This is a genomic window from Bifidobacterium catulorum (genome assembly GCF_003129925.1).
GTDB classification, from domain to species: Bacteria; Actinomycetota; Actinomycetes; order Actinomycetales; family Bifidobacteriaceae; genus Galliscardovia; species Galliscardovia catulorum.
In genome coordinates this window covers 1-22,684 of the sequence record NZ_QFFN01000005.1, presented here as the reverse complement: position 1 = coordinate 22,684, position 22,684 = coordinate 1, and the positions used below count along the sequence as shown (strand labels likewise).

General features: G+C 63.9%; 19 protein-coding genes. 15 read left to right on the top strand and 4 right to left on the bottom strand.

Annotated features, from left to right (window positions below; genetic code table 11):
* Nucleotides 1-58 precede the first annotated feature (58 nt).
* On the bottom strand, nt 59-832 hold the full coding sequence (locus DF200_RS03225) for a thiazole synthase (protein ID WP_439098309.1): 774 nt from the start codon (nt 830-832) through the stop codon (nt 59-61).
* Nucleotides 833-969: 137 nt separating this feature from the next.
* Entirely contained in the window at nt 970-1,164 is a 195-nt protein-coding gene (thiS, locus tag DF200_RS03220) for a sulfur carrier protein ThiS (protein WP_109136861.1), read from the bottom strand.
* A gap of 406 nt (nt 1,165-1,570) precedes the next feature.
* On the opposite strand from thiS, the gene DF200_RS03215 reads away from it, so the two are divergent.
* From DF200_RS03215 to DF200_RS03180, 9 genes are all read left to right on the top strand, one after another.
* Nucleotides 1,571-1,897, top strand: a complete 327-nt coding sequence (locus DF200_RS03215) for a putative heavy metal-binding protein (protein ID WP_109136923.1) — start codon at nt 1,571-1,573, stop codon at nt 1,895-1,897.
* An 84-nt stretch (nt 1,898-1,981) separates the two neighbouring features.
* Complete coding sequence (locus DF200_RS03210) at nt 1,982-2,830, top strand: HesA/MoeB/ThiF family protein (protein ID WP_109136860.1); 849 nt, start codon at nt 1,982-1,984, stop codon at nt 2,828-2,830.
* Between the two features lie 60 nt (nt 2,831-2,890).
* Nucleotides 2,891-3,220: a rhodanese-like domain-containing protein gene (locus DF200_RS03205; protein WP_109136859.1), complete on the top strand. Its 330-nt coding sequence runs from the start codon at nt 2,891-2,893 to the stop codon at nt 3,218-3,220.
* Between the two features lie 207 nt (nt 3,221-3,427).
* On the top strand, nt 3,428-4,741 hold the full coding sequence (gene tyrS, locus DF200_RS03200) for a tyrosine--tRNA ligase (protein WP_109136858.1): 1,314 nt from the start codon (nt 3,428-3,430) through the stop codon (nt 4,739-4,741).
* Nucleotides 4,738-6,600: a helicase gene (locus DF200_RS03195; RefSeq protein ID WP_109136857.1), complete on the top strand. Its 1,863-nt coding sequence runs from the start codon at nt 4,738-4,740 to the stop codon at nt 6,598-6,600. Before tyrS ends, DF200_RS03195 begins: the two co-directional genes overlap by 4 nt.
* Nucleotides 6,601-6,603: 3 nt before the next feature.
* A complete protein-coding gene (locus DF200_RS03190) occupies nt 6,604-7,665 on the top strand; it encodes an HAD-IIA family hydrolase (protein ID WP_109136856.1) in 1,062 nt (353 codons plus the stop codon).
* 1 nt (nt 7,666) lies between these two features.
* Nucleotides 7,667-7,825: a hypothetical protein gene (locus DF200_RS10765; protein WP_158275761.1), complete on the top strand. Its 159-nt coding sequence runs from the start codon at nt 7,667-7,669 to the stop codon at nt 7,823-7,825.
* A gap of 14 nt (nt 7,826-7,839) precedes the next feature.
* Nucleotides 7,840-8,583, top strand: a complete 744-nt coding sequence (locus tag DF200_RS03185; protein WP_109136855.1) for a TlyA family RNA methyltransferase — start codon at nt 7,840-7,842, stop codon at nt 8,581-8,583.
* Between the two features lie 142 nt (nt 8,584-8,725).
* Nucleotides 8,726-10,255, top strand: a complete 1,530-nt coding sequence (locus tag DF200_RS03180; protein ID WP_109136854.1) for an aryl-sulfate sulfotransferase — start codon at nt 8,726-8,728, stop codon at nt 10,253-10,255.
* A gap of 26 nt (nt 10,256-10,281) precedes the next feature.
* On the opposite strand, the gene DF200_RS03175 is transcribed toward DF200_RS03180, so the two are convergent.
* Complete coding sequence (locus DF200_RS03175; protein WP_109136853.1) at nt 10,282-10,635, bottom strand: hypothetical protein; 354 nt, start codon at nt 10,633-10,635, stop codon at nt 10,282-10,284.
* A 323-nt stretch (nt 10,636-10,958) separates the two neighbouring features.
* Between DF200_RS03175 and DF200_RS03170 the strand changes: the two genes are divergently transcribed.
* From DF200_RS03170 to DF200_RS03145, 6 genes are all read left to right on the top strand, one after another.
* Nucleotides 10,959-12,584, top strand: coding sequence for an ABC transporter substrate-binding protein (locus DF200_RS03170; RefSeq protein WP_109136852.1), 1,626 nt, complete (start codon nt 10,959-10,961; stop codon nt 12,582-12,584).
* Between the two features lie 232 nt (nt 12,585-12,816).
* Nucleotides 12,817-13,842 (top strand): ABC transporter permease, encoded by a 1,026-nt coding sequence (locus tag DF200_RS03165; RefSeq protein ID WP_241520105.1) that lies wholly within the window; start codon nt 12,817-12,819, stop codon nt 13,840-13,842.
* A gap of 1 nt (nt 13,843) precedes the next feature.
* Nucleotides 13,844-14,992: an ABC transporter permease gene (locus tag DF200_RS03160; protein WP_109136850.1), complete on the top strand. Its 1,149-nt coding sequence runs from the start codon at nt 13,844-13,846 to the stop codon at nt 14,990-14,992.
* Complete coding sequence (locus DF200_RS03155; protein WP_109136849.1) at nt 14,989-16,725, top strand: dipeptide ABC transporter ATP-binding protein; 1,737 nt, start codon at nt 14,989-14,991, stop codon at nt 16,723-16,725. Before DF200_RS03160 ends, DF200_RS03155 begins: the two co-directional genes overlap by 4 nt.
* A 347-nt stretch (nt 16,726-17,072) precedes the next feature.
* Nucleotides 17,073-18,713, top strand: coding sequence for an ABC transporter substrate-binding protein (locus tag DF200_RS03150; protein ID WP_109136922.1), 1,641 nt, complete (start codon nt 17,073-17,075; stop codon nt 18,711-18,713).
* 54 nt (nt 18,714-18,767) lie between these two features.
* Entirely contained in the window at nt 18,768-20,411 is a 1,644-nt protein-coding gene (locus tag DF200_RS03145) for an ABC transporter substrate-binding protein (protein ID WP_109136848.1), read from the top strand.
* A 21-nt stretch (nt 20,412-20,432) separates the two neighbouring features.
* On the opposite strand, the gene DF200_RS03140 is transcribed toward DF200_RS03145, so the two are convergent.
* The coding region (locus tag DF200_RS03140; RefSeq protein WP_206603407.1) for a PASTA domain-containing protein at nt 20,433-22,684 on the bottom strand (2,252 nt) is incomplete at its 5' end.

The following is a 22,684-nucleotide window of genomic DNA, read 5'->3' as shown; positions in this document are numbered from 1 at the left end:
CGTGGCGGAACGGCCTCCCCTCGATGGGGAGGCCGATGCCTCCGTCGGGCCGATATGGTCAGTGCAGATATCCGGTAGTGGGGCTGGAGGGGACCGCCTGCCCCTCCGTGACCTTTCCAAGCCCGGACAGATAGGCGGCGCGGCCGGCGGCGATGGCGTCCCTGAACGCCTTCGCCATCAGCGGGATGTTGCCGGCGCTCGCCACGGCGGTGTATGCCATGACCGCGTCGGCACCCATCTCCATCGCCTCGCACGCCTGGCTCGGCCGGCCGATGCCGGCATCGATGATCACCGGCACGTTCGCGTTCGCGATGATGATCTGAATGAAGTCGCGCATGCGCAGACCCATGTTCGAGCCGATCAGCGAACCGAGCGGCATGACCGCCGCCGCGCCGGCCTCCTCAAGCTGACGTGCGGCGATGGGGTCGGGGAACATGTACGGCATGACCACGAACCCCTCCTTCGCCAGCATCTCCGTGGCACGGATCGTCTCCGCGTTGTCGGGCAGCAGGTACTTGGTCTCATGCTCGATCTCGACCTTCACGAAATCGGTCTGGCACACCTCCCGTGCGAGACGGGCGATGCGTACCGCCTCCTCGGCGTTGCGTGCGCCCGACGTGTTCGGCAGCAGCGTGATGCCTTCGGGGATGTAGTCGAGAACGCTGTTCTCCGTGGTCTGCGCACGACGCAGCGCCATCGTCACGATCTGCGTGCCGGCATGCTCGACCGTGGCCTTGATGAGGTTGAGGTCGTATCGTCCCGATCCCAGGATGAAACGGGACTCGAACTCGTGGCCGCCGAGGTTCAGCGGCGTGTCGACGACGTTCGGCATGGGCGCGGCCGTGCCCACGGGATTGGTGACGGACGGCTGCGGCGGCAGGGGGGTGCTGGCCACTGACTCTTCGGTGACGGGGTTGGGAATCATGATGTGCTCCTTTGAACTGAACTGTTGAACGGTTTTCGGATGTGTCAGCCGCCCTGGACGAACTGGACGATCTCCATCACGGCCTGGTCGTCGAGCATGGCTTCATCGCGCTCGCCCCTCGGCACGATCGCGCCGTTGAGCTCGACCGCCACGCGTTCGGGACGGTATCCGTGGGACGACAGATAATCCGCGACGCTCATCGGTTCCGTGAGCGTCACCTGTTCGCCATTGACCTGCATGCAATCCTCCGATTATGAAAAAAGGGCGCACGAAAGCAAGCCGTACCCGAGGTGGTGCGCCCCTTCATGAACCCAATCATTCTGTATTCGATTATCTTTTCGTATTCGGTTATCGGAAGGATGACGGCTTGGGGAGACCATATTCGGACGTTCGCCGCGTTCATTCCCCATCGATGGCGGCATCGTGGACAACGATTCCTTACGGCGGCATGACCCGCGTCAAGTTCCCCGGTCGAGGCGACGTCCCGCGGACGCGCCTCCTCTCAGCCATCAGGCTCCCGTTCGTCGTTTCCCAGCGTACCCGGCTGTCCCGACGACCCGCCGTGCGGGCAGGCGCCGGGACGTGCGAAGATGGAAGGGCAGCGGGCGCGACGACGGGATCGCGCCCCCATACCGGAAGGGAACCATCATGATCGTCACCACCACACCCACCGTTGAGGGCTACGTCATCACCGGCTACTACGGCATCGTGTTCGGCGAGGTCATATCCGGCGTGAACATCCTCAAGGACCTCGGGGCTGGACTGCGCAACGTGTTCGGCGGCCGCAGCCAGGGATACGAGGACGAGCTGGTGCAGGCTCGGGAGGGCGCGATCAACGAGATGCAGCAGCGGGCCGCGGCCATGGGAGCCCATGCCGTCGTCGGCGTGGACATCGACTACGAGGTGCTGGGCGAGGGCAACATGCTGATGGTCACGGCGTCCGGCACCGCCGTGCAGCTCGCCAAGGCGTGACCCCCGCACGACCCGTCGGCGAAGATGGTCCAGCCGTGAACCCATGATGTTGAGCTACCGAACAGGCAAGGGAAGGACGGCAGCATGACCGAATCGCAGCGGACGGCAACGGCGGGGCCTCGCGTCTCGCTCTCCGACGACCAGCTCGAACGCTACGCGCGGCATCTGATCCTCAAGGGCGTGGGCGTTCGCGGGCAGAAGCGTCTGCTCGCGTCGAAGGTGCTGATCGTCGGCGCGGGCGGCCTCGGCTCCCCGGTGGCCCTGTATCTCGCGGCCGCCGGCGTGGGTACGATCGGCATCGTCGACGGCGACGTGGTGGACGCAAGCAACCTGCAACGGCAGATCATCCACGACGACGGCCACGTCGGCATGGCGAAGGCCGAGTCCGCGAAGCTGGGCGTCAACCGGCTCAACCCCGACGTGCGGGTGAACACGTACCGGACCATGTTCGCCGCGGACAACGCGGCGGACATCATCGACGGCTACGACCTGGTGGTCGACGCCACCGACAACTTCGCCGCCAAGTTCCTCATCAACGACGCCTGCGTGCTGGCGGGCAAGCCGTTCATCCACGGAGGCGTCGTGCGCTTCTCCGGCCAGCTCATGGACTACGTGCCCGGCAAGGGACCCTGCTACCGTTGCATCTTCCGCGAGATGCCCGCGGCCGGCGAGGTCCCCACCTGCAGGGAGGCCGGCGTGCTCGGTGCCGCAGTCGGCGTCATCGGCAGCCTGCAGGCCGTCGAGGCGGTGAAGATGATCACCGGCGCCGGCGACCTGCTTACGGCGCGCATGCTCACCGTGGACCTGCTCTCCATGAACATCCGGGCCGTGCCGCTGCCCGAACACGAGCCCGGATGCCCGGTGTGCGGGGACCATCCCACGATCACGACGCTCGATCCCGACAACTACATCCAGCCGTCATGCGCGGTCTGAACGCCCTGTCGTCGGGACGCCCGGGCCGACAGGGGACGATACGGAAGGGAGACGGATACTATGTTCGACGATGACGATGAACCCACGGTGCGGCAGATGACCCCCGAGGAGTTCGCCGGCCTCGACTACGGCACGGTGACGCTGCTTGACCTGCGCGAGCCGCACGAGGTGGAGGCCCACGCCATGCCCGGCGCGATCAACGTGCCGTTCGACCCGTTGCCTCATGTGCTGCGCAACGTGCCGAAGGACAGGCCGGTGGTGGTGTACTGCCGCGAAGGCAGCTGGAGTGCTGAGGTGGCGGAGATCCTCGCCGACCGTGGATACGACGCCGTCAACCTCGTCGGAGGCTTCGACGCCTACGAGCGCTATATCGCCGAACGCGAAGGGTAGCATCGAACATCTTTCGGCAATGCCAAAGGCGGTATGATGGGGCGCCCGACCGTAGGCGTGGGAGGCGAAGCCTCCCGGCCGAACGGCCCTGAGTGCGTCGGATATCCCATATGCCGCCCGGCCCATGCTTGTCATGCTGTACTGTCAAACTGATGGATGCGAATGTTCGCGTTTTCCACCAATTCAACAGGGAGCGACAGGGAACACATGTCTCAGGTCAGAAGTTACAGGGAAGCGGGGTTCGATTCTCTTCTCGAAGAGCTCGAATGGCGCGGTCTGGTCAATCAGTCCACTGACAAAGAGCAACTCGCCGAAGCCTTGAACGGCGATCCCATCACCTATTATTGCGGGTTCGATCCCACCGCGGCGTCCCTGCACATCGGCAACCTCGTGCAGCTCATCAACATGCGGCACCTGCAGGCGGCCGGACACCATCCCATCGCATTGGTCGGAGGCGCCACCGGCCTGATCGGCGACCCACGCCAGTCGGGCGAGCGCACGCTCAACCCCAAGGAGATCGTGGCGCAGTGGGCCGAGAAGCTGCGCGTGCAGATCAGCCGGTTCCTTGAGGCCGAGGGCGAGAACCCCGTTCGCTTCGTGAGCAACTACGACTGGACGGCGCAGATGTCGGTCATCGACTTCCTGCGCGACGTCGGCAAGAACTTCCGCCTTGGCACCATGCTGGCCAAGGACACGGTCGCACGCCGCCTGAACTCCGAGGAGGGCATCTCCTTCACCGAGTTCAGCTACCAGGTGCTGCAGGGCAACGACTTCCTGCATCTGTTCGACGAATACCACTGCGTGCTGGAGCTGGGCGGCTCCGACCAGTGGGGCAACCTCACCTCCGGCCTCGACCTCATTCGCAAGGTGCGCGGCGAAAGCGTGAACGTGTTCACCAGCCCGATCATCACCGACAGCCAGGGCAAGAAGTTCGGCAAGTCCGAGGGCAACGCCATGTGGCTCGACCCGACCATGCTCAGCCCGTACAAGTTCTACCAGTTCTGGTTCAACCAGCCCGACGACCAGGTGGTGAAGCTGCTCAAGGCGTTCACCTTCCTGCCGAAGGACGAGATCGAGCGTCTTGCCGGCGAGGTCGAGGCCAACCCGGGGCGCCGCGAGGCGCAGAAGACGCTCGCCTGGGAGGTCACCAGCTACGTGCACGGCGAGCAGGCTACCCGGCAGGCCATAGACGCGGCGGCCGCCCTGTTCGGCCGTGGCGGCGACCTCGGATCCATCGACGAGGGAACGCTTGAGGCCGCGCTCGGCGGGCTGAGGAAGTCCGACGGCACGTTCGCCACGGCCAAGGCGGGCGACCGCATCATCGACGCGGCGGCAGCGGCGGGACTGTTCAAGTCGGCCTCGGAGGCGCGTCGGGCCATCAAATCCGGCGGCGTGTATGTGAACAACGCCCGAGTGGAGGACCAGGAACAGACCTTGACCGCAGACGATTTTCTGCATGACCGGTTCGTATTGATTCGCCGCGGCAAGAAGTCGCTGGCAGCATTGGAGGAGACCCGATGAACACTGAGAATTCCAACCGTGGAGGCAACCGTTCCGGACATTCCGGAGGCGGTTACGGCAACCGTGGCCGCTCCGGTGGCTACGGCAACCGTCGTGGAGGCAAGTCGTTCGGTCCGCGTCGCGGCGGACAGGGTCGCGGAGGCTTCGACCGTCGCGACGGCGGCAAGCGGTTCCACCGTGACGGCGAGTTCCGCAGGGACCGCGACTTCCAGAGGGACGGCGATGCCCCGCGTCGTGACGGGGACCGTTACGAGGGACGACGCCACGAGAACGGCGATCGTGGTGGATTCCGCCGCAACGACCGCGGAGGGGAGCGTCGTGACTTCCGCGGCAGCCGCGGCGGATTCCATCGCGACGGAGAACGCCGGGACTACCGCAGGACGGACCGTGACGACCGCCGTGAATACCGTCGCGACGGGGAGCGTTCCGAGGGACGTCGTTTCGACGATCGAGGCGGGCAGCGTCGTTATGACGGACGCCGTCATAACGACCGCAGGGATTTCCGCCGCAATGACGGCAATGACCGCGGAGGGGAGCGTCGTGACTTCCGTCGTGGCGACCGTCGTGACGAAGGACGTGATTACGACCGCAAGCCGCGCCGCCCGTTCGATGACAAGCCGCGCAATCCGCGCTACGACCACGACGGCGAACGCCGTGACCCCCGCCATGATGACCGCCGCGGCGGCTATCGCAACAACAAGTACGAGCGTGACGGACAGGGGTCGCACAGCTTCTACCGCGACGGCCGCCGGAACTCCGACGGCACGGTCTCGTACCCCTCGCAGAACCCGTACACCGATCGCCGGGCCAACGAGCCGAAGATGCCGAAGGGACTCGAATGGTCCATGCTCTCCAAGGACGAGAAGGAGCGTCTGCGTGGCCTGAGCAAGGAGCATGCGGAGAACATCGGCCTGCATATGCTCGCCGCCTACGCGCTGGAGGAGTCGGATCCCGAGAGGGCGCTCGCGCACGCCAAGTGGATCGCCAAGCAGGCCTCGCGCATCGACATGACGCGTGAGGTGCTGGCGCTGATCGCCTACCGTCAGGGAGACTACAAGCTTGCCCTGCGCGAGTTCCGCACCGCGTACCGCATGAACGGATTCCTCGACTACCTGCCGTTCATCGCCGACTGCGAACGCGGCCTCGGAAACCCGAGGAAGGCCATCGAACTGGCGATGAGCGACGAAGGCAGGGCCCTTAGGGGTGAGGCCAAGGCCGAGATGTTCCTCGTGGTGGCCGGCGCATACGGCGACCTCGACGACTGGGACAAGGCCATCGACCTCGTGCACACCATCGGCCGTTCCAAGGGAATCTCCGGCGAATACCGCATGCGCGCCGTGCAGGCCGAGCAGAACTTCCTCGAACAGGCCGGCCGTCAGGATGAGGCGCTGGCCCTCGACGGCCTTGTCGACCGTCTTGAGGGCGAGTATGCCGAAGCGGACGATGAGGATGACGATTCCGTCATCGACAACGACCTTGAGGACATCGACGACGACCTGCTCGAAGGACTCGGCATCGACCTCGACGTCCCGGATGACGATGCCGACGATGATTCCGATGCCGACGATGACTCCAAGGACGGCGAGGACTCCCAGCACGGCGATGCCGACGAAAACGCCGACACCGAGGAATCGGAGGATTCCGACGCCGGCCGGACCGATTCCGATTCCGGCTCCGAGGACGAGACCGACCTGCCGGCCGAAGAGGCCGAGGATGGCGCCGACTCCGACGAGGAACCGGAGGCAACGGCTGATGAGGCGTCCGAGACGGAGGATTCCGGCTCCGAGGCCGAAAGCCACGACGACGGAGAGACCTCGGGCGATGACCCCGATCAGGAAGACGACAAGGAGAACGACTGACCCATGGCGTTCCTCAAAGGCTCCACGGCACCGTTGAACACCGCGTATTCCCTGGGCCTGCTCGATCTGGATGGCGTGGTCTACCGGGGCAAGGATCCGGTCGAGTATGCGTCCGAAAGCATCGCGCAGGCGCAGAGGGCGGGCATGGCCGTGGAATACACGACGAACAATTCCTCGCGGTTCCAGGCCGTGGTGGCCGAACAGCTGCGCGGTTTCGGCCTTGAAGTGGAGCCTTGGCAGGTCATCACCTCGTCGGTCGTCGCCGCCCGCATGGTGGCCCATCATGTGCCCGCCGGCTCGAAGGTGCTTGCCGTCGGCTCCCCGCATCTGAGGGAGGAGGTCGTCAAGGCCGGACTGACGCTGGCGGACGGGGTGGATGACGGTCCCGCGGCGGTGATCCAGGGATGGTATCCCGAGATCACGTGGAACGAACTGGCCTCGGTGGCGTTCGCCGCGCAGCGCGGAGCCATCTATTTCGTCACCAACCGCGATCTGACCATTCCCCGCGAGCTCGGCATCGCGCCCGGATGCGGGTCCCTCGTGAACGCTGTCATCGAGGCCGTGGGCCACCAGCCCGTGGGCTCGGGAGGCAAGCCCGAATCCTACATGTACGATGAGGCACGTCAGCTGGTGGCCGACGCCCGGTCCGAACGGGACGGGACCGCGGAGCCCATCGACCACGACCGGTGTCTGGCCATCGGCGACCGTCTCGACACCGACATCGAGGCCGGAAACCGCGGTGGATACGACTCCCTGGTCGTGCTCACCGGCGTGGCCACGCCGAACTCCATAGTCGTGGCCGAGCCGCATCTGCGCCCGACCTTCATCGCGAAGGACCTTCGCGGCCTCAATGAGGCGCATCCGGCCCCGTGCCAACATGACGGCGCATGGGTGTGCGGCACGGCCTCGGCCCGTCTGGACGCCGGCGTGCTGCGCCTCACGGACGGCGACGGCGATCCCGGGACCAGCCTCGACGCATTGCGAGCCGCGTGCTGCGCCGTATGGGAGTTCATGGACGCCGACGGGGATCCAACGTCCATCAGCATCCCCGAATTCCATATCTGACATGACGATGTCCGAACCGCATCCGTCAGCGGACGATGAACTCGCCGCAAGGTTCCCCCGGTTGTCCGAACTGTCCGACGACGACTACGAGGCGCAGATCGAAGCCTACCGGAACGTGCTGGACCAGTTGAGCGGCGAGCTCAAGTCCCTCACCCCCTGAAAGGCGCAGCATCCATGCCATCCTCCCGTCTGGACGCCGAACTCGTATCCCGTGGGCTCGTCGACTCCCGAGCCAAGGCGCAGCGGCTGATACGAGGCGGCGCCGTCACCGTGAACGGCGCCGTCACCGTGAAGCCGGCGGCCAAGGTGCTCACCATCGACGACCTGCACGTCGACGCCGGAGACGACTACGTCTCGCGTGGCGCATACAAGCTCGTCGGTGCGTTCGACGCCTTCACGCCGCTCGGCCTGCCGTCGCCGTCGGGCGTCGACTGCCTCGACGTCGGCGCCTCCACCGGAGGATTCACCGACGTGCTGTTGCGACGGGGCGCGGCGCGCGTCATCGCCCTCGACGTCGGCCATGGCCAGCTCGATCCGCGCATCGCCTACGACGACCGCGTCATCGAGATGAGCGGCGTCAACATCCGCGACGTCGAATCCGCCGATCTGCCGTTCCCCCCGCATATGGTCGTGTCCGACGTGTCGTTCATATCGCTGACGTACGTCATCCCCGTCCTCGCCGGACTCGTCGGAACCGGCACGGACGCCGTGCTGCTGGTCAAACCCCAGTTCGAGGTCGGCAGGGGGCATCTCGGCAGGAACGGCATCGTGGAGGATGATGCACTCCGCCGCAAGGCCCTGCATGACGTGGAGGAGTGCGCCCGAAAATCCGGCTTCGACGTCCGCGCCTCCGCGCCGTCGCCGATCACCGGCACCCACGGCAATGTCGAATACCTGCTGTGGATCACCCGGAGGTGACCCCTGAAACCCCGACGATCATGGGATCGGGGGCCATCCAAGGCCCGCGTTCGGCGGGCCGAGATGTTCTGAAGGTTACGGGCGTATGAAAACTCGTCCATGACGCCGTCGGACGATGTTTTCCGCGGAATAATGGGCGAATATGAGGGATAAAATCATCGCGGCCGTCATGGGGGCGGTCCTCGTCATACTCGCCGGAGCCGCCGGAATCGGGGGATTCCTCGGCTACCGTGCCATCGAACAGCTCAACGAAAACATGCAGACGACGTCATCGAACGTCAAGGACCTCGGCGAATCCGTCGAGAAGCAGACCGACGACCAGAACGAACGCATCAATGATTCGCTGAGCGGCGTCGACCTGGGACTCAAGATCAACGGCATCCCCACGCCGGTGAGTCTCAACGTCGTCAACCCGCGAGTCAACGCCCGTTCGCTCGCCGTCGGCATCGACAACCGCCTGACCCTCGACGTCCCCGTCAACTCCGTCGTCACGGTCAACGGACGTCGGTACACCGGGGCGGTCGACCTCCGGTTCGACAGGCTGTCTCGCGAGGTCAGCCACAACACCGTCATCAAGATCAGCCGCAAGACGGGCGAGCAGCGCACCATCACCATACCCTCCCTGCCCAGCGACTTCCCGAACCTTGAGGTGTCCGGCCAGAACTTCGAGACCCCCAAGGGCGACTACTACGGCAACGTCGGCACCGGCGCAAGCACCTACGTCTACCGCATGACCAGCTCGGGACGGATCCTCTACTACCGTCGCGGACAGGACATCGACAACCTCAAGAAATACGTGTTCGACGGCAAGACGTACTACTCGTTCTTCGAGGCCGTGCCCGAATACAACCAGATCAAGAACTTCAGCCTGAAATTCGGACAGATCGTGCTGCTGGACGACCAGTACCGGCAGATCAACCGCATCCGACTCACCCCCACGAGGAAACTGCCGCAGGGCGGATACGCGGAGAACCACGACTACATCTTCCTCTCGCCGACGCACTACATCCTGATGGGCGAGGTGTATTCGCCCATCAGGAACGACAAGGGCGACACCAACGAGATGCGGTCCACATACATCCAGGAGCTCGACGGGGGCAAGGTCACGTTCGAATGGCTCAGCAGCGAGCATCACGAACTCGACGACAGCTATCAGGAGCTCATGGACAACGACGAGGACTACATGCATTCCAACAGCCTCGTCATCGACCCGAAGGACGACAACTTCGTGCTTTCGGCGCGCAACCAGGACGCCGTCATGAAGATCGATCACCACACCGGGGCCATCATCTGGACGCTTGGCGGCAAGAACGACCAGTTCGGACTGTCGAAGGACCAGCGGTTCTCCCGCCAGCACTACGCCTACTTCGACGACGACCACAACATCCTGCTGTTCGACAACGGCGTGGCGTCCGGACGGTCCACCATCAAACGCTACACGCTCGACGAGAAGAACCACAAGGTCACCGCGTTCAGGAACTTCGACCTCGGCGACCACTTCTCCATGTACTGCGGCAGCGTGCAGCAGATATCCGCCGACAGGTACTTCATCGGGTGGGGCATGGCCTCCAACAAGGTGCTCGCCACGCTCTACGACTTCAAGAACGACAAGGTGATCAGCGAAATCGTCTCGTCGTCGTCACAAAGCTACCGGACGCAGTATTTCGAATGACGGGCCTGCGGTGATCGACCGACCGATCACCTGCGTCCGGATTTCCCCTTGGAGGGCCTGCCGCCCTTTTGATCTTCAGAGGTCTTCGCGGATTTGGCCGGAGGCGCGAACAGCACGAAGCGCTCCCGGCACGATTCGCGGACAGGGGGGATGGAGCCGACGACGAAACCGACGAGGCCGCCGCCGATCACCGCCCACGATTCGGCATCGCGACCGGCCACCATGAACACGAAGAACAGCAGGCAGAAGACGATGCCCAAGGCACGGGACACCTTCTGCTGCAACGGGTCCATGTCGAAGGTGCGGCGGGGGAACAGCGCGAATGCGAAACCGATGAGCGCGCACGGGACCCCGATCACCGCAAGAAGCACATACTGCATAAGGGCCGATTCCTTTCGCCGTGGGGATGGATTTCGCCGCGCCGCGGCGGCTGCGCGCATCGACGCCGCAGACCGCGCGAACGGACACGATCCTACCGTGACATCATGCCATATCCATCCCATTTTATGGGAAAAATGCGCAAATTCATGGAATTCGCGGGAAAAAATCCGGGGTTTCATATATAACACTAAGTTGTACTTCAGTACCCCGGGTTTGTTACGAGTTCGCGATGCGGCAACGTGTTCGTTACCCATCGGTCATGTCGTGACAATGCCGGGCCCGCGCTCGCGCGGGAAAGACATGTAAACGAAGAGAGGTACTCGTGCAGAGTAAAAAGATTCTCGCGGCGGTGGCGTCCATCACCGCGATCGCGTCGCTCGCGGCCTGCGGCGGCGTCAAGGACGACGGAACGGCCTCCGACGCGAACGCCATCACCATCGGCACCACCGACAAGATCGTCAGCCTCGATCCGGCCGGCCAGTACGACAACGGTTCGTTCGCCGTGATCATCAACGTGTTCCCGTTCCTGTTCTCCCAGAACTACAACGAGTCCGAGATGAGCCCGGACATCGCCGCCGACGAGGGCACCTGGAGCAAGGACGGCACCGAATTCACCGTCAAGATCAAGCCGGGCCTCAAGTGGGCCAACGGCCATACGCTCGACTCCAAGGACGTGAAGTTCTCCTTCGACCGCGTGAAGAAGATCAACGACGAGAACGGTCCGAGCTCGCTGCTCGCCAACATCACCGACATCGAGACCCCCGACGCCACCACCGTGGTGTTCAAGGACTCCGTCAAGAACGACGTGACCCTCAAGCAGGTCCTCGGCTCCCCGGCCGGTCCGATCGTAGACGACGAGGTCTTCAGCGCCGACAAGCTGACCTCCGCCGACGACATCATCAAGGCCAACGCCTTCGCCGGTCCGTACAAGCTCACCGCCTTCAAGCTCAACGAGGCCGTCAGCTACGCCAAGTACGACGGATATCAGGGCCTGACCCCCGCCAAGAACAGCGCCGTGCAGGTCAAGTACTTCGCCGACCCGTCCAACCTCAAGATGGCCATCGAGCAGGGGCAGGTCGACATCGCCTACCGCACCCTGACCCCGACCGACATCTCCGACCTGAAGAAGAACAACAAGGTCAAGGTCGTCACCGGACCCGGCGGCGAGGAACGCTTCATCACGTTCAACATGAACATCATGCCGTACGGCACCAAGCAGAAGGACGCCGACGCCAACAAGGCCAAGGCCGTCCGTCAGGCCGTCGCGAACCTCATCGACCGCGAGGAGCTCGCCAGCACCGTGTACAAGGGCACCTACACCCCGATGTACTCCTACATCCCGTCCGGCCTGACCGGCCAGGTGGACACCTTCAAGGAGAAGTACGGCGACAACGGCAAGCCCAGCCTCGACAAGGCCAAGAAGGTGCTTTCCGCAGCCGGAGTGAAGACCCCGGTCGACCTCAAGCTCCAGTACAACGGCGAGCACTACGGCTCCAGCTCCGCCGACGAATACGCCGCCATCAAGTCCCAGCTCGAACAGGGCGGCCTGTTCAAGGTGGACCTGCAGCAGACCGAGTGGACGCAGTACCAGAAGGAACGCGTCGTCACCGACTCCTCCGACGGCGTGTACCCGGCCTACCAGCTCGGCTGGTACCCCGACTACCCGGATCCGGACAACTACCTGTCCCCGTTCTTCCGCGACGGCAACTTCGTGAACAACGGCTACTCGAACAAGAAGGTCAACGACCTGATCGTGCAGCAGGCCGGCGAACAGGACAAGACGAAGCGCGAGGCGCTGCTCAAGCAGATCCAGGAGCTGGAGACCGAGGACATCTCCACCCTGCCGCTGCTGCAGGGCTCCCAGGTGGCGGTCACCGGCACGAACGTCTCCGGCGTGACGCTGGACGCCTCGTTCCGCTTCCGCTACGCCTCTGTGACCAAGTCCTGAACGTCCGATAGTCGCTGAGGGACTGATCTCACACAGCATCTGCGGGGGATGTCCGATACGTCACGAACGCGTCGGACATCCCCTTCAACCGTTAGGGAACCCGTTCTTCGGGCCCATCAATCATCCATCAATCACCAAGGAGAAACGAGTGGCGTCGAAAGCCCACGCTCAGACGGAGCAGCCGGTCAAGGGAACGGCTGACGCTTCTGAGAACAAACCGAAAAAGAACAGGATATCGGGCGGGTTCTTCCGATTCGTCATCGTCCGCTTCCTGCTGATCATCCCCACCATCTTCATCCTGGTCACGATCGTGTTCTTCGTGATGCGCGCGACCGGCGATCCCATCACCGCGGCCCTCGGCGGCCGCCTCACCCCACAGGAACTGCAGGCCAGAATCCACGCGGCCGGTTATGACAGGCCCCTCGTCGTGCAGTACCTGGACTACCTCGGCGGTCTGCTGCACGGCGACCTCGGCACCACCCTCACCGACAACCAGCCGGTCATCAGCGTGCTGACCCGCTACGGCGCCGCCACCTTCGAGCTGGCGTTCCTTGCGCTCATCATCGCGCTCATCGTGGGCATCGGCCTCGGCCGCATCGCCGCACGCCGCCGCGACCAGGCCGTCGACGCGGGCATCCGCACCTTCGCCATCCTGTGCTATGCGACGCCGGTGTTCTTCCTCGGCCTGCTGCTCAAGCTCATCTTCTCCGTGTGGCTCAACTGGCTTCCCAGCTCCGGACGCAGCTCCCTGACCTCCGAGATGCAGTTCTCTCGTCTCGTCTCGCCCACGGGCTTCTACATCATCGACGCACTGCAGCTCGGTGACCCCGCCGTCCTGCTCGACGTGCTCCAGCACGCCGTCCTGCCCGCGCTGGCCCTGGGGCTGCTCACCGCCGGCGTGTTCATCCGGCTTGTGCGCACCAACGTGATCAGCACCTACACCTCCGGCTATGTGGAGGCGGCCCGTTCCCGTGGCGTCTCCGAAAAGCGCCTGCTGAGCAAGCACGCCTGGAAGCCGGCGCTCATCCCGATCATCACCGTCATGGGCATGCAGATCGCACTCATGCTCGCCGGTGCCGTGCTCACCGAGACCACCTTCGAATGGAAGGGGCTCGGATTCATGCTGTCCACCTATCTGAAGGCGCGAGACTTCGTGGCGGTGCAGGGCATCGTCATCCTCATCGCGATCATCGTATCCGTGGTGAACTTCATCGTGGATGTCGTCAGCGCCCTGATCGACCCGAGAGTGAGGTACTGACATGACCGAAGCGAATAGCACCCCCACCGTGCCCGGCGACGACCGACTCGCCGAGTTGCGCCAGAAGAACCGGCAGACGTTCCTCTCCAAGCTGCCCGTCATCAAGCAGCTGAAGATCGCCGTCGGCTGGCAGAAGGGCATGCTCGTCACCGGCCTGGTGCTGTGCGGCTTCTTCCTGCTCGTCGCCATCTTCGCCCCGCTCATCGCCCCCTACGGCTATGCGCAGATCAAGGGCGCCGACGGACAGGCGTTCCCGACCCAGCAGGCGCCGAGCGCCGAACACATCTGGGGCACCACCGTCGGCGGCTTCGACGTGTTCAGCCGCACCGTTTGGGGCGCCCGCACCGCCGTCATCGCAATCGTCATCGCCGTGTTGTGCTCCATCTTCATCGGCGTGATCCTCGGTCTCGTCTCCGGCTACTTCGGCGGCTGGGTCGACCGTGTGCTCGTGGTCGTGGCCGACGCCGTCTACTCCTTCCCGTCGCTGCTGCTCGCCATCCTCATGGCCATCATGATCTCCGGCGGCCAGTCCAGCCTCTGGGGAGGTATCTTCGCCTCCGGCCTGTCGATCACCGTGGTGTACATTCCGCAGTACTTCCGCACCATCCGTGCCGAGGTCATCCGAATGAAGGAGTCAGCGTTCATCGACTCCGCCCGCGTGATCGGCGCGCCCACGTGGCGAATCCTCACCAAGCACCTGCTGAAGAACTCCACGCGAACCCTGCCGGTCATCCTCACGCTCAACTCCTCCGAGGCCATCCTCACCCTCGCCGGCCTGGGCTTCCTCGGATTCGGTATCGAACCGACCGCCGCCGCCGAATGGGGCTACGACCTAAACCGCTCCGTCTCCGACGTGACCGCCGGCATCTGGTGGACCGCGGTGTTCCCGGGCGTGGCCATCGTGCTCATCGTGCTCGGCATCACCCTCGTCGGCGAATCGCTCAACGACCTTTCCGATCCGCGACTGCGCGCGCGCAAATCCGCGGGCGAGGTCATCGGCAGCATCGAGGACACGTCCGTCGACCCGTCCACGCAGAAGGACGCGGCCGAGGTCGTGTTCACCGGCCCCTCCACCGAGAAGAAGGCCGACGGGACGGACCAGGACGCCGAAGGCGGCGTCGCCGCAACAAGCAAGGGGAATGAATCATGACCATCGCGCAGACAGCACCCGGTAAGGGCGTGGTCGATGACGGCGACCTCGCCGCCATCAGGGACCTCAGCGTCTCCTTCGTCACCGACGCCGGCCCCATCAAGGCCGTCGACAAGGTGAACCTGACCATCCCGCGCAGGTCCATCGTCGGCATCGTGGGCGAATCCGGCTCCGGCAAGTCCGTGACCGCACGCTCCATCCTCAAGCTCCTTCCCGAGACCGCCACCACCTCCGGCGCCATCTACCTCAAGAGCCGCGACCGCTCCAGTGAGATGGATGTGCTCTCGCTCTCCGGCGAGGACCTGCGCAGGATGCGCGGCGAGGAGGCGGCCATGGTGTTCCAGGAGCCGAACTCCGTGCTCAACCCGGTGTACACCATTGGCTGGCAGATCGCCGAGGGCCTGCGTGCCCACGGCATCACCGACAAGAACGAGCAGCGGGCGAAATCCATCGACATCCTCAAGAAGGTGGGCATACCCGATGCCGAGACCCGCATCGACTACTATCCTCACCAGTTCTCCGGAGGTCAGAAGCAGCGCATCGTCATCGCCATGGCGCTCGTGCTCAACGCCGGTCTGATTCTGGCCGACGAGCCGACCACCGCCCTAGACGTGACCGTGCAGGCCGAGATCCTCGACCTGCTGCGCATGGCCCGCGACGAATTCGACGCCTCCGTGCTCATCATCACCCACAACATGGGTGTGATCGCCGACGTGGCCGACAACGTCATCGTCATGTATCGCGGCCACGTGGTGGAGCAGGGCGACGTGGAGCAGATCTTCTACACCCCGCAGCACGACTACACCAAGCGTCTGCTCGCCGCCGTGCCCAGGATCGGCCAGAAGCTCGTCGTGCGCGGCGACGACGGACAAATCGTCGAACGCAGTCAGGACTGGCGCACCCAGCCCGTCGCCGTCAAGGCCAAAGGACTGGAGATCACGTATCCCGGCCACCTCATGCAGCCCGACTTCAAGGCCGTCAAGGGCATCGACTTCGAGATCCACCGCTCCGAGGTGCTCGGTCTCGTGGGCGAATCCGGCTCCGGCAAATCCACCACAGGCCGCGCCATCGCCGGCCTGCAGCGTATCTCCGGCGGTTCGCTTAACGTGCTCGGCATGGAGATGAACGGATTCAAGGAACGTGAGTTCAAGCCCAAGCGCGCCGACATCGGCTTCGTGTTCCAGGATCCGGGCAGCTCGTTCAACCCGCTCATGACCATCGCCCAGAACGTGGCGGAGCCGCTGCTCGTGCACCGGAAATACGATTCCCTCGCCGCCGCGCGCAAGTACGTGGAGGAGCTGCTCGAAATGGTGCAGCTTCCCAAGGCGTACATGGACCGCTTCCCCCACGAACTCTCCGGCGGACAGCGCCAGCGCGCCTCCCTGGCCCGAGCCCTCGCGCTCAAGCCGTCCCTGCTCATCGCCGACGAGCCCACCTCCGCGCTCGACGTGTCGGTGCAGGCCAAGGTGCTTGAACTGTTCAAGCGGCTCCAGGTCGAGATCGGCTTCGCCTGCCTGTTCATCACCCACGACCTCGCCGTCGTCGACATGCTCGCCGACCGCATCATGGTGATGCATCAGGGCGAGATCGTCGAACACGGCGACGCCGACCAGATTCTCGGCAGCCCGAAGAACCCGTACACGAAGAAGCTGCTCGCCTCGCTGCCGATCCCCGATCCGCGCGAGCAGCGGAAGCACCGCGCCCATCTGCATGAGCTCCTTGCCGCGGAATAGAGTGTCGGTCGTTTTGCGGATGTGATTTCGGCGACACCTTCATGCCTGAGAGGGCCGTTCCCCCACTACGGGGAGCGGCCCTTCGGCGTCCATGGGCTGAGTGTCCATGGGCTGAGTGTCCATGGGCCGGTGCTCTAAGAAAAACCTATATCAAAACATGCTCCGGAAGCCGCAGGATGGACGATACTGGATTCTGGCTTAGGGGAAATCGCTCCGCCGAAGGACGGCGGACGCCACAACTCATGATCGATATTGCATGATTGATATTGCATGATGAGTGATATCGCATGATGCCGATATGGCTGTGGCGTGAATCGGATTCCCCTGATGAAAAGGGGATGACCATGATGATCGCGCGAGTCGTGCATCGGCTTGCGGCATCGGCCGTCGCCATCGCGATGATGGCGACGCTCGCCGCATGCGGGGGAGTGAAATCGGACGGGGAAGGCCCGTCACAAGGCGGTGCCGTCACCATCGGCACCACCGACAAGGTCAACATGCTCGACCCGGCAGGCACCTACGAGATGGGGTCGTTCGCGGTGTTCGTCCAGATATATCCGTTCCTTTACTCCCAAAACTACGGCAGCGCCGAAATGAGCCCGGACATCGCCGCCGACGGTGGATCCTGGAGCAAGGACGGCACCGAATTCACCGTCAGGATCAAACCGGGACTGAAGTTCGCCAACGGCCACGACCTGACCTCCTCCGACGTGAAGTTCTCCTTCGACCGTCTACGTAGGATCGACAACGCCAACGGGCCGTTGCCATTGATCGCCAACATCTCATCCGTCGAGGCGCCCGATGCCACGACCGTCGTGTTCAGGGATTCCGTCAGGAACGACGTCACATTGAAGCAGGTGCTCGGCTCCCCGGCCGGACCGATCGTGGACGAGCAGTCGTTCGGCGCCGACAAGCTCACCGGGGACGACGCCATCGTCAAAGCCGACGCCTTCGCGGGGCCGTACCGGCTGACCGGCTTCAAACTCAACGACACCGCGGGCTACCGCAGATATGAAGGATACCGCGGTCTTACGCCGGCGAGGAACGACGTCGTGCAGGTGAAGTACTTCGCCGACGCCTCGAATCTGAAGCTGGCCATCCAACAGGGCCAGGTGGATGTGGCCTATCGGAGCCTGACCCCCACCGACATCGCCGACCTTGGAAACGACGACAAGGTCAGAATCGTCACGGGGCCGGGCGGCGAGGAACGATACATCGTCTTCAACATGCGGATCATGCCATACGGCGCATCGCGGCCCGACGCCGACCCCGCCAAGGCGCTTGCGGTACGCAAGGCGATGGCCGATCTCGTCGACCGGCCGGCATTGGCCCGCGACGTCTACAAAAACACCTACCAGCCGCTGTATTCGTTCATTCCGAATGGTCTGGCGGGCCATGACGACACCCTGAAGCCGGCATACGGCGACGGCAGGGGAGGCCCGAGTCTGGACAAGGCCAGGGAGACGCTACGGTCCGCAGGCGTGAAGACCCCGGTCGACATCAAGCTCCAATACAACACCGACCATTACGGGCCGACCTCCGCCGACGAATATGCCGCCGTCAAAGCGCAGCTGGAGAACGGAGGCCTGTTCAAGGTCGACCTGCAGCAGACCGAATGGACGCAATACACCAAGGACCGTGTGGTCACCAAAGCATCCGACGGGCTCTACCCCGTATACCAGCTTGGGTGGCTGCCCGATTATTCCGATCCGGACAACTATCTCTCCCCGTTCTTCCGCAACGACAACTATCCCAGCAACGGCTACCGCAACGAGCACATCAACGATCTGCTCATCCGGCAGGCCGGCGAACAGGACAGGAAGGCGCGCGCCGCGTTGCTCCGCCAGATCCAGCGTCTGGAGACCGAAGACCTGTCCACGCTGCCGCTGCTGCAGGGCTCGCAGATCGCCGTCACCGGACGGAACGTGCGGGGCGTGACGCTGGATGCGTCGTTCCGTTTCCGTTATGCTTCGGTGACGAAGTCCTGACATAGGACGTTCCTGACACAAGACGACGAGGAAGGGCAAGGCAGAGTGCATCATATGACCGCGCATCGCGTGCATCGCGGCCTCATGGCGTTGATCGCCATCATATTGACGATGGCATCCGCCTCATGCGGCACCGTATCCGATGCCGCGGATCCGGCACACGGCGCCGTCACCGTCGGCACGACCGACAAGGTCTCGTCCATCGATCCGGCCGGATCCTACGACATCGGATCATCCGCCGTGAAAATCCAGATATTCCCGTTCCTCTACGCACAGGACTACAACGACGCCGCCATGAGCCGCGACCTCGCCGCCGACGACGGCGAGTGGAACGCGGACGGAACCCGGTTCACCGTACGGATGAAAACCGGGCTGCGATGGGCGAACGGCCACGTGCTCGACGCCCACGACGTGAAGTTCTCCCTCGACCGCATGAAGGCCATCAACGATCCGAACGGTCCCGCGTCACTGCTGGCGAACATCGATTCGGTCACCGTCACCGACGCGGCCACGCTCGTCATCGCCGTCAACCGTCCCCACGACGTCACGCTCGAACAGGTGCTCGGCTCCCCGGCCGCCGCCATCGTCGACGACGAGGTCTTCCCGGCGCATCGTCTCGCCTCCGACGAGACGATCATCGGCGCGAACGCGTTCGGCGGGCCTTACACGCTCGTCTCGATGAAACGCGACGACCTGCTCGTCTACCGGAGGAACGCGAATTACCGCGGTCTCACGCCGGCGAGGAACGACGTCGTGCAGGTGAAGTACTTCGCCGACGCCTCGAATCTGAAGCTGGCCATCCAACAGGGCCAGGTGGATGTGGCCTACCGCACCCTTACCCCCACCGATCTCAACGACCTGCGACGGCATGACGGCCTGCGGGTCGTCACCGGCGCCGCCGGCTCGCAACGCTACCTCGCATTCAACCTGCGCACCCAGCCATACGGCATGAAACAGCCCGACGCTGACGCGGCGAAAGCGCTCGCCATACGACGGGCGGTCGCCGACCTCATCGACCGTAAGGCATTGAGCCACAACGTGTATTTCGAAACATACCGACCCACATATTCATTCCTTCCCAAGGAATATCTCGGCCATGAGGACACGTTCAGGACGATGTACGGCGACGGCGGGGGAGGGGCGGATCCGGCAGCCGCCCGCCGTACGCTCGCCGCGGCCGGCGTGACGATTCCGGTGACGTTGCGACTGCAATACAACACCGACCATTACGGGCAGAGCTCCGCCGATGAGTATGCCGCCATCAAGGCGCAGCTGGAGTCCGGCGGCCTGTTCCGGGTGGATGTGCGCTCCACCGAATGGACCCGGTACAACAAGGAGCGGGTGGCGTCCAAGGAGTCCGATGGCGCCTACCCTGCCTATCAGCTCGGCTGGGGGCCGGACTTCGCCGATTCAGACGACTATCTCTCGCCGTTGCTGCGCGACGTCGATCTCGGCAACTATCTCGGCAACGGATACGCCAGCGATGCCGTGAACGCGCTCATCGCGCGGCAACAGGGCGAGCGGGACCGCGGCAAACGCGCCGAACTGCTGAGGCAGGTGCAGCGTCTGGCCACAAGGGACGTGCCGGCGATACCGCTGCTCGACGTGCCGCAGACCGCGGTCATGCGCGAAGGGGTGTCCGGCGTGGTGCTCGATTCGTCGCTGCGTTTCCGGTATGCGGGCGTGACGAAAGGGTGAGCGGCTCACGGGGGGGCGGAATCAGGAGGATTGCCGCTCGTAGACGCCGAAATCACTCTTTCCGTCGCCCTTGTTGACGATGGTCCAATCCGTGAATCGGTTGCGTCCGGTCTGGGCTTCATAGCTTGACGATGTGTCCTTCTGCGGATTATTCCCGTTATCGTAGCTCAATGCTTCAACGGCCCGTGTGCCCGACGGGTAGGCGACGAACCGGCCGCAGGTTTCGAATCCGAGTTGCTTGCGGTCGACCTTGGTGGTGAATGATTTCGCATCGCACTGCAGTGTGTACGTGCCGTCGTCGTTCTGGATGGCGGATGCGAACCGGCCGTTAAATGGGGCATCGGTCTGCGGCAGGGTCCCTCCGTGGCCGTCCGGCCATCCGCGAATGCTGCGTCCCCGACCGGTGAAGGAGCCGTCGGACTTCAGTGTCAGCTGCAACGTGAACGCGCCGTCTACGCTGGGCTGGTATTTGTAGGTCCCGGCCAATGTGGCGAATGCCTGCTGGGATTCGGTCTTGGCATTGTCGCTCGCATGGCTGGGCTGTACGCGCATGGTTTTCAGATCGTCCCAGTCAAGCGCTCCGCCATCCTCCACAAGATAGTAGACGTTTTTCTCGTTGGGCGCCTGCTTGAACGCCGTCCTGCCCGTGCCCGGCATATATGGGTTGGGCTTCCGATGCAACCCATCGGCGGCATAGGCCTTGACCGGCTGGTAGGCGGCGTTGTCGCGACGTATGAGATACGGCCTGTCGTCGTCCGGATGGTAGTCGGAGTCGCCGGAGAAATACCCGGAGGCCTTGAGCTTGGCGAGGTTCGCGCCGACCGGCATGACGACGAAGAACTCCTTGGGTTTATAGACCAGCTCTTTGACGGCTTTCTTGGAATCATAGTTCTCGATGTCGTCGACGGACGTGATTTGCCCGTTGATGCAGTATGAGGGGTTTTCGTCTATGAAAACATGGGTGCCGCAATAGGGCAGCCCGCTGCCGGAATGCAGCTCCATGGCTCCCGTATTTCCGTTGATAAGAAAACCGTCCAGATATCCCTTGGAATCAGCGGAGTTCGGTATGCATCCCGTATCTTCTTGCGAAAATGGGCATAATGACAATCCATCCTCGAACGGCATGACGCCTTCCGAACTGTCGGGTATCGTCCATTCCCCGTTCTTCAGCTGCTGGTCGGTGACCAATGTGGAGCCCCAGCCGCTGGTGCCGTCCGGCGTCAGCGTCACGCAGTCGCCGCCGTCCGTGCAGTATTTCCCCGACAATCCGGCGACGTTGGTCATCGCGGTTCCGAGATTCTCGCCGTTATTGTCGATGGGTTGTCCGACGACGGCGTCCCGCTGGCTGGCGTCCACGCCGTAGTACAGCGTCACCCTGTATCCGGCGGGACGGAATACGCCGGGCTTGGGCTCGGAGTCGACGATTTTGCCGAGATACCGTTTCGAGGAGAACCGCGGCTTCATTGTCACACGGTAGTAGTTGGCTTCCAGCGTTTTTCTCGCCGTATCCTTGTCCATGCCGATGAAATCATAGGGGATGTCGGCCTGGCCGGTCATTGCTACCGCCACCTGGATTCCGGTTTTCCGGTCTGCGACGGGGGAGCCTTCCGTCGGCCACGTGGTCACGACGGTGCCTGTCGGATACCGTTTGGTATCGCTGACGGGCATCTGCCGGAATGTGACGGGCACGTTCATGGCACGCAGCATGGTGACGACGTCGGCTGCCTTGCGCCCCACCGTGCCTTTGGGGACGCCGGGGCCCATGGACTCGTTCACGGTGACCGTGCGGCCGGCGTCGATGCGCTCGCCGGCCCTGGCGTTGCCATAGCCGGCGAATTCCCCGGCTTTCTTGCCTGAATAGACCTTGTCGACCTTGGTTTTGACGCCTTGGTCGCGGAGTTGGTCGGCCACGATGTTCGCCGTGAGACGTTGGCCGGACGAGGATTGCAGTTCTTCGGTCGTCGGCAGGGTTCGTTGTCCCCATAGACCGGCCCGATGCGTAAGGAAAAGCCCGCCGCCCGTGATGACGAGTACGACGGCGATGATGGCCGCGATACATGGGATAAGCGGGATGCGTCCGATGCGACGGGCGGGCGCCGAGGCCGTCGCTTCCGCCGGCATCCCCCCGGATGCGGGAAGCGCGCCGGAAACCGTTGCGGGGGCCGCTTCGGGACGTGCGCCGGTCACCGGGTCGGGTTTGGGCCTGTTCGCAGTCTTCGGTAGGGGCACGGGAGGCGGTACCGGAGCGGAGGATGATTGCGGCAGGGGCACGG

Bases quoted from the DNA above. Each gene is read 5' to 3' on its own strand.
- DF200_RS03225 (WP_439098309.1), bottom strand. From the start codon at position 832: ATGCCGAACGTCGTCGACACGCCGCTGAACCTCGGCGGCCACGAGTTC.
- thiS (WP_109136861.1), bottom strand. From the start codon at position 1,164: ATGCAGGTCAATGGCGAACAGGTGACGCTCACGGAACCGATGAGCGTC.
- DF200_RS03210 (WP_109136860.1), top strand. From the start codon at position 1,982: ATGACCGAATCGCAGCGGACGGCAACGGCGGGGCCTCGCGTCTCGCTC.
- DF200_RS03205 (WP_109136859.1), top strand. From the start codon at position 2,891: ATGTTCGACGATGACGATGAACCCACGGTGCGGCAGATGACCCCCGAG.
- tyrS (WP_109136858.1), top strand. From the start codon at position 3,428: ATGTCTCAGGTCAGAAGTTACAGGGAAGCGGGGTTCGATTCTCTTCTC.
- DF200_RS03195 (WP_109136857.1), top strand. From the start codon at position 4,738: ATGAACACTGAGAATTCCAACCGTGGAGGCAACCGTTCCGGACATTCC.
- DF200_RS03190 (WP_109136856.1), top strand. From the start codon at position 6,604: ATGGCGTTCCTCAAAGGCTCCACGGCACCGTTGAACACCGCGTATTCC.
- DF200_RS10765 (WP_158275761.1), top strand. From the start codon at position 7,667: ATGACGATGTCCGAACCGCATCCGTCAGCGGACGATGAACTCGCCGCA.
- DF200_RS03185 (WP_109136855.1), top strand. From the start codon at position 7,840: ATGCCATCCTCCCGTCTGGACGCCGAACTCGTATCCCGTGGGCTCGTC.
- DF200_RS03180 (WP_109136854.1), top strand. From the start codon at position 8,726: ATGAGGGATAAAATCATCGCGGCCGTCATGGGGGCGGTCCTCGTCATA.
- DF200_RS03175 (WP_109136853.1), bottom strand. From the start codon at position 10,635: ATGCAGTATGTGCTTCTTGCGGTGATCGGGGTCCCGTGCGCGCTCATC.
- DF200_RS03160 (WP_109136850.1), top strand. From the start codon at position 13,844: ATGACCGAAGCGAATAGCACCCCCACCGTGCCCGGCGACGACCGACTC.
- DF200_RS03155 (WP_109136849.1), top strand. From the start codon at position 14,989: ATGACCATCGCGCAGACAGCACCCGGTAAGGGCGTGGTCGATGACGGC.
- DF200_RS03150 (WP_109136922.1), top strand. From the start codon at position 17,073: ATGATCGCGCGAGTCGTGCATCGGCTTGCGGCATCGGCCGTCGCCATC.
- DF200_RS03145 (WP_109136848.1), top strand. From the start codon at position 18,768: ATGACCGCGCATCGCGTGCATCGCGGCCTCATGGCGTTGATCGCCATC.